Annotated in this window: 7 protein-coding genes; 6 read left to right on the forward strand and 1 reads right to left on the reverse strand. The window is 60.5% G+C overall.

Annotation, left to right across the window (positions count from 1 at the left end):
* Positions 1 to 282 precede the first annotated feature (282 nt).
* The 4 genes from L1069_RS22850 to fdhF all read left to right on the forward strand — a co-directional run bounded on the left by L1069_RS22850 (position 283) and on the right by fdhF (position 6,406).
* Complete coding sequence (locus L1069_RS22850) at positions 283 to 882, forward strand: winged helix DNA-binding protein (protein ID WP_237457172.1); 600 nt, start codon at positions 283 to 285, stop codon at positions 880 to 882.
* A 53-nt stretch (positions 883 to 935) separates the two neighbouring features.
* A complete protein-coding gene (locus L1069_RS22855; protein ID WP_237457173.1) occupies positions 936 to 1,844 on the forward strand; it encodes a LysR family transcriptional regulator in 909 nt (302 codons plus the stop codon).
* Between the two features lie 95 nt (positions 1,845 to 1,939).
* On the forward strand, positions 1,940 to 3,628 hold the full coding sequence (locus L1069_RS22860) for an NAD(P)H-dependent oxidoreductase subunit E (RefSeq protein ID WP_237457174.1): 1,689 nt from the start codon (positions 1,940 to 1,942) through the stop codon (positions 3,626 to 3,628).
* A 3-nt stretch (positions 3,629 to 3,631) separates the two neighbouring features.
* On the forward strand, positions 3,632 to 6,406 hold the full coding sequence (gene fdhF / locus L1069_RS22865) for a formate dehydrogenase subunit alpha (RefSeq protein ID WP_129369428.1): 2,775 nt from the start codon (positions 3,632 to 3,634) through the stop codon (positions 6,404 to 6,406).
* 127 nt (positions 6,407 to 6,533) lie between these two features.
* On the opposite strand, the gene L1069_RS22870 is transcribed toward fdhF, so the two are convergent.
* Positions 6,534 to 7,148: a TetR/AcrR family transcriptional regulator gene (locus tag L1069_RS22870; RefSeq protein WP_129369429.1), complete on the reverse strand. Its 615-nt coding sequence runs from the start codon at positions 7,146 to 7,148 to the stop codon at positions 6,534 to 6,536.
* A 139-nt stretch (positions 7,149 to 7,287) separates the two neighbouring features.
* On the opposite strand from L1069_RS22870, the gene L1069_RS22875 reads away from it, so the two are divergent.
* Both L1069_RS22875 and L1069_RS22880 read left to right on the forward strand, forming a co-directional pair.
* Positions 7,288 to 9,333 carry an NADH:flavin oxidoreductase gene (locus tag L1069_RS22875; protein ID WP_237457175.1) on the forward strand — a complete coding sequence of 682 codons (2,046 nt, stop codon included), beginning with the start codon at positions 7,288 to 7,290 and terminating at the stop codon, positions 9,331 to 9,333.
* 1 nt (position 9,334) lies between these two features.
* Positions 9,335 to 10,060, forward strand: coding sequence for an NAD(P)-binding domain-containing protein (locus tag L1069_RS22880; protein ID WP_237457176.1), 726 nt, complete (start codon positions 9,335 to 9,337; stop codon positions 10,058 to 10,060).
* Positions 10,061 to 10,083: the final 23 nt, after the last annotated feature.

Genomic DNA, 10,083 nt, shown 5'->3' on the forward strand with positions numbered 1-10,083 from the left:
TTGGGGGAGGCTCATGGATCGCAGGGAAGATGCCGCCCCACGACATGGTTGTCGCCTGGTAGCCGAGGGGCACCGGAGCATGCCCCTCTTTGTTGCCGATGTTGCGCAACAGATGGCGACGCCGGGTATTGAAATCTCTTGGAATTGGTTGGATATGTTGCGGGTAATTTGAGTTGGTTTTTCAGAAGGACTTCCGACGCCGCCGCTACATGCAGGGATTGACTGCATGCCGTTGCCAGACAGGCGGCTTTGGGCAGAGACATTTTCTGATCCGCTGTCTTCATGCCTTTTCAGGGCAGCTATAATTTATTTTTTTTCCGGAGTTGTTCGTTGGATAACAAAGTCGACCGTTCCCCTTTATCTTGTTTGACTGCCGGCCTGGCCGCTGACACGGCTGTTGAGATGTCGCCGGATGGCGGGTTGCATATGCTGGAGATGGCGATTCAAAGGGCGGGAGAGGGTTTGACCCGATGGCAAGCGGGCAGTTTTGAGCTGCTCAGCACCGTGTCCTTGGCAAGTGCAGAGATTACTCTGCTGCAGTTAATCGGCAAGGGCAGCCAGTCCAAAACGATCAAGGAACTGGCGCGGGCCACCAACCGGACCGACATTCCCAACATTCAGTATTCCTTGCGCAAACTCGCCTCTGCCGGGCTGACCCGCAAACAAGGGGCGGGCCGCTCCGGAGTCACCTACAGCTTGACTGAGGAAGGCTGCCATGTGTCAGAGAGACTGCAGGATATCCGTGGACGCCTGCTGCTGCAGGCATTGGCGGGGCACCCGGATCTAACCAGACGGTTGCACAGCGCTGCGGAAACCCTGGAAGAATTGACCGAATTATTCGGCGTCGCTGTTCGTCAGGCCGAAGCGCGCAGCGGCTCTTGAGGGCGCAGCAGATCCCATTGCGCGGTGCGGCAGCGGCAGCGTAAGGTTCGGTCATGATCGAACTTAAAGACCTTCAGTTGCTGACGGCGCTGGCGCGGCATCAGCATTTCGCCAAGGCCGCTGCTGATTGCGGTATTTCGCAGCCCGCGTTTTCGATGCGGATCCGCAATCTGGAGGAACGGCTGGGTCTGTCCATCGTGCGCCGGGCCAACCGGTTCCAAGGGCTGACCGAGGAGGGCATGATGATTGTGCGCCGGGCGCGCTCGATCCTGGACGATGCCAAGGCGCTGGAGCAGGAGATTGCGGCATCCCGCGGCGAAGTGACTGGCACTCTGGTGCTGGGGGTGGTGCCGACCGCCACCGCTTGGGCCGCGCAGCTGGTGGATCAGGTGCATCAGGCCTATCCTCGGATCCTGGCCCGCGTCGAAGTCACCACATCGCTGGCTATTCAGCAGCGCCTTTATGATGGTACAATTGATGCCGGGATTACCTATTCCGACAGCATGGGCCGGGATCTGGTGACAGTTCAGCCGCTCTATGAGGAAAGCTATGTTCTGCTGGCGCCGGAGCAGATGGTGGCGGACCGGGGCGATGCGATCAGCTGGGCTGATGCGGCAGAGCTGCCGCTCAGCTTGCTGGATCAGCAAATGCAGAACCGCCGCATTCTGGACCGGATCTTTGCCGATCTGGGTCTGAAGCCGGAGATTGTGTCCGAATCCAACGGTTTCATGGCGTCGATGGTGCTGGCACGTGAAGGTTCGGTGGCGACGATTCTGCCGCGTGCGTTGATGCAAGCCTTGGGAAACCTCGGCGGAACCCGGGTGCTGACGTTGAACAAGCCGGAACAAACCCGGCAGATTTGCATCGCTTCTCTGGACCGGACACCGGAACTCACAACTGTGCGCGCTTTAAAAGAGGTGGTTGCGACGTTTGTGGACGATGGGATGCCGCAAATGGCGTGATAAGCACAGCTTATCGTGCAATCGGTTTTCTAGATTTGACGATATTCATTCTTGATGGCATTTCGGGTTGAATTACGTGCTGACTGGAGGACCCCATGGCACCATTGGATGATAGCAAGGGCGTATGGAAGTCCGGCAAAGGCAAAGGGCGCAAGACGCCCAAAGGCCGCCAGGTTGACGACATTGCGCTGAGCGAGGTTCAGGAGCTGCTGGGTGACCGCCCGCGCAACCGTGACCTCTTGATTGAGTTCCTGCACCTGATTCAGGACAAATACGGCTGCCTCAGCGCCGCGCACATCCGGGCACTGGCCGAAGAGATGCGCACAGGCCAGGCGGAAATCTATGAGGTTGCAACCTTCTATGCCCATTTCGATGTGGTGAAGGAGGGCGAGACCCCGCCGCCCGCGCTGACCATCCGGGTTTGCGATTCGCTATCCTGCGAGCTGGCCGGTGCCGAACAGCTGCAAAAGGCGCTGGAAGACGGGCTGGATGCCTCCCAGGTCCGCGTGCTGCGCGCACCCTGCATGGGCCGCTGCGATACTGCGCCGGTTCTGGAAATCGGCCACAACCACATCGACCATGCCACGGTTGAAAAGGTCGAAGCGGCGATCGCGGCGGATGATACCCACGCGCATGTCCCCGAATACGAAACCTTTGCAGCTTATGAGGCTGAAGGTGGTTACGCCACGCTGAAAGACCTGCGCGCCAACGGCGACTGGGAAGCGGTTCAGGCAAAGGTGAAAGAAGCCGGCCTGCGCGGTCTGGGCGGTGCTGGTTTTCCGTCCGGCACCAAATGGGGCTTTGTGCGCGCCAACGAGGGCCCGCGTTACCTGGCCGTGAACGGCGACGAGGGCGAGCCCGGCACATTCAAGGACCGCTACTATCTGGAACGCACCCCGCATGTCTTCCTTGAAGGGATGCTGATGGCCGCCTGGGCGGTAGAGGCCGAGAAAGCCTTTATCTACATGCGTGACGAATATCCGGCGGTGCTGGAGATCCTCGCAACCGAGATCAAGGCGCTGGAAGACGCCGGCATCGTTGAGGCAGGCTACATCGATCTGCGCCGCGGGGCAGGGGCCTATATCTGCGGTGAAGAAAGCGCGATGATCGAGTCCATCGAAGGCAAGCGCGGCGAGCCGCGCCACCGTCCGCCGTTTGTAGCGCAGGTGGGTGTTTTCGGTCGCCCGACCCTCGTGCATAACGTCGAAACCCTGTATTGGGTCTGCAAGATCAACCGCGAAGGTCCGGAATGCCTGAATTCGGTTGAAAAGAACGGCCGCAAGGGTCTGCGCAGCTATTCGGTCTCGGGCCGCGTGAAGAACCCGGGCGTGCATCTGCTGCCCGCCGGCTCCACCATCACCGATGTTATCGAGGCCTGCGGCGGAATGCTGGATGGCCACGCCTTCAAGGCATACCAGCCGGGCGGCCCGTCCTCCGGCCTGCTGCCTGCGTCGATGCACGACATCCCGCTCGACTTTGACACGTTGCAGCCGCATGGCACCTTTATTGGCTCCGCTGCCGTTGTGGTGCTGTCCGATCAGGACTCGGCCCGCGACGCCGCGCTGAACATGCTGCGCTTCTTCGAAGATGAAAGCTGCGGCCAGTGCACCCCCTGCCGGGTGGGCTGCGAGAAGGCCGTCAAGCTGATGGGCGAAAAGAAGTGGGATCAGGGGCTGTTGGAAGAGCTGAGTGCCGCGATGGTTGATACGTCGATCTGCGGGCTGGGCCAGGCAGCGCCCAACCCGATCCGCCTGACCATCAAACACTTCCCCGAGGAGGTATAAGCCATGAGCGATAAAATCACTTTCACACTCGATGGCGAACAGGTCACGGCAGACGCAGGCCTGACCATCTGGGAAGTCGCCAACGGCCGCGGATTGAAGATCCCGCATCTGTGCCATAAGCCGCAGCCGGGCTACCGTCCGGACGGCAACTGCCGGGCTTGTATGGTCGAGATCGAAGGCGAGCGCACGCTGGCGGCCTCCTGTATCCGCGAGCCTGCTGATGGCATGGTTGTCACCACCAATAACGCGCGGGCTGAGAATGCCCGCAAGATGGTGATGGAACTTCTGGTGGCTGACCAGCCAAAGAAGGAAGAGGCGCACGACAAGTCCTCCCACATGTGGGACATGGCCGAGTTGAACGGCGTCACTGAAAGCCGCTTCCCCAAGCTGGAAGAGGGCCGCATCCCGCTGCTGGATGATAGCCATGTGGCGATGTCAGTGAACCTGGATGCCTGTATTTCCTGCGGTCTGTGCGTCCGCGCGTGCCGCGAAGTTCAAGTCAATGACGTGATCGGCATGGCCGGACGCGGCCACGATGCTTATCCGACATTTGACATTGCCGACCCGATGGGCGCGTCCACCTGTGTGGCCTGTGGTGAATGTGTGCAGGCCTGCCCGACCGGCGCGCTGATGCCTTCTGCGGTACTGGACGATGCAGGTCAGGGCGACCTGAAAGACTATGACAGCGAGACCGAAAGCGTCTGCCCGTTCTGCGGCGTCGGCTGCAAGGTTTCGCTCAAGGTCAAGGATGGCAAGGTCAAACATATTGAGGGCATCAACGGCCCGGCAAACGAAGGCCGTCTGTGCGTCAAGGGCCGCTTTGGCTTTGACTACATCCATCACCCGCACCGCCTGACCAAACCGCTTATCCGCCGCGACGACGCGCCGGCCAAGGGCCTGAATGTCGACCCGGGCAATCTCTCCACCCATTTCCGCGAAGCGACTTGGGAAGAGGCGATGGACCTGGCCGGCAAAAGCCTGATGAAGCTGCGCGATGAAGACCCGAAATCGGTTGCTGGTTTCGGCTCGGCAAAATGCACCAACGAAGAGGCTTATCTCTTCCAGAAATTCATCCGTCAGGGTTTTAAGCACAACAACGTCGACCACTGCACCCGTCTTTGCCACGCGTCGTCGGTTGCGGCGCTGATCGAAAACGTTGGCTCCGGTGCTGTGACCGCGACCTTTAACGAGATCGAAAACGCGGATGTGGCGATCATCATCGGCTCCAACCCGATCGAAAACCACCCGGTGGCTGCAACCTACTTCAAGCAGTTCACCAAACGCGGCGGCAAGCTGATCGTGATGGATCCGCGCGGTGTCGGCATGCGGCGCTTTGCGACCGAAATGCTGCAGTTCCGTCCCGGCGCGGATGTGTCGATGCTGAACGCGATCATGCATGTGATCGTCGAGGAGGAATTGTATGACAGCCAGTACATCCACCGCTGGACCGAGAACTGGGAAGCTGAAAAAGAGCATCTGAAGCAGTTCACACCCGAGAAGATGTCGGAAATCTGCGGCATCGAACCGGACCAGCTGCGCCGTGTGGCGCGGATCTTTGCTGGTGCAAATGCTGGTTTGATTTTCTGGGGCATGGGCATCTCCCAGCATATTCACGGCACCGACAATTCGCGCTGCCTGATTTCGCTGGCCCTGATGACCGGCAATGTGGGCAAGCCGGGTGCGGGCCTGCACCCGCTGCGCGGTCAGAACAACGTGCAGGGCGCGTCCGACGCGGGCCTGATCCCGATGTTCTTGCCGGATTACCAGACCGTGACCTCGGATGATGTGCGCAAGAGCTTCACCGATGTCTGGGGCGGCGGCGACTTCTCGAACGAGAAGGGCCTCACCGTGACCGAGATTGTCGATCAGGCTTATGCCGGCAACATCAAGGGCATGTACATTCAGGGTGAAAACCCGGCGATGTCCGACCCGGATGCCGACCACGCACGGGACGCCTTTGCCAAGCTGGAGCTGATGATCGTTCAGGATATCTTCCTGACCGAGACGGCGAACTATGCCGACATCATCCTGCCGGCCTCGGCGCTCTATGAGAAGAACGGCACCGTGTCGAACACCAACCGTCAGGTTCAGCGGGTGCGCCCCGCCGTTGCGCCTCCGGGTGAGGCGCGTGAGGACTGGAAAGTCACCGTGGAACTGGCGCAGCGCATCGGCCTGCCCTGGGACTACAAGGACGTCAGCGAAGTCTTCAACGAGATGAAGCTGAACATGAAGTCCCTGAACAACATCACCTGGGAGCGTCTGGAGACCGAGACCATCACCTATCCGTCGCTGCATGAGACCGACCCGGGTCAGGCGATTGTGTTCGGCGATGGCTTCCCGCGTCCCGAAGGCCGCGCCCGCTTTACTCCGGCCTCGGTGATCCCGCCGGATGAGGCGCCGGATGCGGAGTATCCGATGATCATGACCACCGGCCGCCAGCTGGAGCATTGGCACACCGGGTCGATGACCCGCCGCTCCCTGGTGCTGGATGCGGTGGAACCGGAAGCGAACTGTTCTCTCAACCCCAAAACCCTGCGGGCAATGGGCGTGGAGCCGGGCGAGATGGTGCGCTTGTCCACCCGCCGCGGTTCGATTGAGATCATGGCACGGGCTGACCGGGCAATTGCCGAGGACATGGTGTTTGTGCCCTTTGCATATGTCGAGGCAGCAGCAAACATCCTGACCAACCCGGCTATCGACCCCTATGGCAAGATCCCCGAGTTCAAGTTCTCGGCTGTCCGGGTTGAGAAGGTAGAAAGCCAGATCGCTGCCGAGTAATCCCGGCCGCGTGTGAGCGAGATCAGAACGGGCGCGGAGCTGATGGCTCGCGCCCGTTTTGCGTTTGAGGTTATCCAGCGGAATATCTGAGGCAGGCGGCCGGCCTGTGTTCCGAGGGTAAGTTACATCAGCTGTGGCGGGCCAAAAAACGGTCCAGATCCCGCTTTGACGGCGGCGCGCCGGTGAAAACCTCAACCCAGCCGGGCATAAGTGAAATCCGGTATTCCGTGCTTTCGTGTACCTGCATCGAGATATAGCCGATCTGGGTGTAGATCATCGCCCGGGCGCGGATCAGTGCGACGCCGGCGTCGAAACCAAAGCGGATGAACATCTCTGTTAGTGCCTTCTCGCGCCGGGTATCGGCTTGGTCCAGCCGTGCCTGCAGGTCAGGATCGTTGCGCGCCCAATTGCGGATCGCCAGATCCAGCCGGGAGTCGAACAGGCCTGCATCAATCCAGCAGTCAAACAGGTTGAACAGCGCCTCGGCAATGGTTTCCGCATAAGCCTCGGACCGGGCGATCAGGTTGCCGGTGTTCTTTTCCTCCCAGCGCCGCACCATCGCCTCCAGCAGCGCCTCGCGGTCTTTGAAGTGCCAGTAGAAACTGGTGCGGGCCACGCCAAGCCGCTTGGCCAGTGGCATCACCTTCACGGCTTCCACGCCGCTCTCGGTCAATACTTCGTAAGCGGCTGATAGCCAGTCTTCGTCACCCAGCCGGGTGCGGGTAATGTCCTGAGTGTCCATGTGGCAGCCATAACAGCGGGGCAGGGCGGGGGCAACTTTTCTTGACAGGTATGAATGTTTAATTGACACATATGTCAAGAACGGTTGGCGACTCGCCAATGCCGCGCTTGCCCAGACATCGTTCCAGGAGATCCGCATCATGTCCAAGGACCCGCTGCTGCAGCCCTATCAGCTGAAGCACCTGACGCTTCGCAACCGGATCATGACCACCAGTCATGAACCGGCATATCCGGAAGACGGGATGCCCAAGGCACGCTATGCCGCCTATCACGCGGAACGGGCCAAGGCGGGCGTGGCGTTGACGATGACCGCCGGGTCTGCTGCAGTCAGCAAGGACAGCCCGCCGGTCTTCAACAATATCCTTGCCTATAAGGACGAGGTGGTGCCGTGGATCCGCAGCCTGACGGATCAGGTGCATGAACATGGCGCCGCCGTGATGATCCAGCTTACCCACCTTGGACGCCGCACTGGCTGGAACAAAGGCGACTGGCTGCCCTCTGTCAGCTCGTCCAGGCACCGCGAACCGGCGCACCGCGCCTTTCCGAAACTGGCCGAGGATTGGGATATCGCCCGGATCATCAGCGATTTCGCCGATGCAGCAGAGCGGATGAAAGAAGGCGGGATGGATGGGATCGAACTCCAGGTCTATGGCCATCTGATGGATCAGTTCTGGTCGCCGCTGACCAATGATCTGGACGGGCCATACGGCGGCCAGACGCTGGAGAGCCGGATGAAATTCCCGATGGACGTGCTGCAGGCCGTGCGGGACCGGGTCGGAGAGGAATTCATCGTCGGCCTGCGCTACACGGCGGATGAGGCGCAGAAGGGTGGCATCACTCCGCAAGAAGGCCTTGAGATATCCAAGCGCCTGGCGGGCAGCGGTATGGTGGATTTTCTGAACGTGATCCGTGGCCGCATCCATACTGATCCTGCGATGACCGACGTGATCCCGGTTCAGGGCATGAAATCAGCCCCGCATCTGGATTTTGCCGGAGAGGTGAAGAAGGCAACCGGCATGCCCACATTCCACGCCGCCCGCATCCCGGATGTGGCAACTGCCCGCCATGCGGTTGCCGCGGGGCTTTTGGACATGGTTGGCATGACCCGCGCTCATATGGCTGATCCGCATGTGGTGAAGAAGATCATGGAAGGGCGCGAGGATGAGATCCGCCCCTGTGTGGGGGCCACCTATTGCCTGGACCGGATCTATCAAGCGGGGGATGCGCTGTGCATTCACAATGCAGCGACGGGCCGCGAGTTGACGATGCCGCATGAAATTGCGCCTGCTAAGGCCAGCAAGAAGATTGTGATCGTTGGTGCCGGACCCGCCGGGCTTGAGGCTGCGCGGGTGGCGGCAGAGCGCGGTCATCATGTCACCGTGTTTGAAGCTGCGGCAGAGCCGGGCGGCCAAATCCGCCTGACAGCGCAGAACCCGCGCCGGGCAGAAATGATCGGGATCATTGATTGGCGCATGGCTCAATGCGCCGCGCGGGACGTGGAGTTCCGCTTCAGCACTTGGGCTGAGGCCGCAGACGTGACAGCGCTGAACCCGGATGTGGTTGTCGTCGCGACGGGAGGTTTGCCAAACACCGAACTGTTCGAAACCCGTGGCGAGGCTTCGCTTGTTGTCTCTGCCTGGGACATTATTTCCGGTGACGTGAAACCGGCCGCAAATGTGCTGATTTATGACGAGAGCGGCGACCATCCTGGGCTGATGGCAGCAGAGATCGCCGCCAATGCTGGTGCCAGAGTAGAAGTGATGACGCCTGACCGGACCTTTGCCCCCGACATCATGGCGATGAACCTGGTGCCCTACATGCGGGCGCTGCAGGACAAGGACGTCACCTTCACCGTGACCCGCCGCTTGCTGGAGGTAGCGCGCAGCGGTAATAAGCTGACGGCCTCCATCGGGACAGACTACAGCGGTCATGTGTATGAGGCCGGTTATGATCAGGTGGTTCTCAACTACGGGACGCTGCCGCTGGATGACCTGTACTTCGACCTGAAGGAACAGTCGTCCAATCGCGGTGAGATCGAACAAGGGGCACTGATTGCGGGCCGGCCGCAGAAGATAGTCTCCAACCCGCAAGGGCAGTTCCAGCTGTTCCGCATCGGTGATGCGGTTTCTGCCCGCAACACCCATGCGGCGGTTTATGATGCGCTGCGGCTGATGAAGGATATCTGATATGCGTTTGGGATTTTTGGGATGCGGCACCATTGCTTCTGCCGTGGTGCGGGGCCTGGCCGGCAAGGGCCACCAGATTACGGTTTCGGAGCGCAGCAAGGCGCAGTCCGCGGCGCTTGCTGAGGCTTTCGAGGACGTGACCGTTACTGGAAACCAGGCAGTGATCGACGCCAGTGATGTGATCTTCCTCGGCCTGATGGCTGAGTCTGCTGAGGGCATTCTGAAGGAGCTGGTCTTCCGCGAAGATCAGCAGGTGGTCTCCCTCATGGCCGGTGCGGATATTGGCCGGGTGGCAGAATTGGCCGCTCCGGCTGAAGCCGTTGCAGTTATGATCCCCTTTCCGGGCATCGCACAGGGCGGCTCTCCGGTCATGGCGCTGGGGAATACCGCGCTGCTTGGCAGTCTCTTCGAGCCGGACAATCAGATCTTTGTGCTTAAGGATGAGGGAGAACTGAATGCTTATCTGTCAGCTCAGGCTGTGCTCTCACCAGCGGCGCGCCTGGTGGGGGATGCCGCGGAATGGCTCGGCGACCGGGTCTCGGACAAGGCGCAGGGCGAGGCCTTTTTGCGGATGCTGGTGTCGGCCAGCCTGCGGGCTTCGGGCTGCTCGGAACTGATCGAAGCACTGAACACCCCGGGGGGCTATAACCAGCGGCTGCGGCTGCATATGGAGGACGCCGGCCTTCGCAGCAGCCTTGCGAAGGGATTGAGTAACCTCGAAGGCTGAAGGGCAAACTGATTGAATAGGAA

Source organism: Leisingera sp. MMG026 (assembly GCF_021654205.1).
Lineage (GTDB): Bacteria > Pseudomonadota > Alphaproteobacteria > Rhodobacterales > Rhodobacteraceae > Leisingera.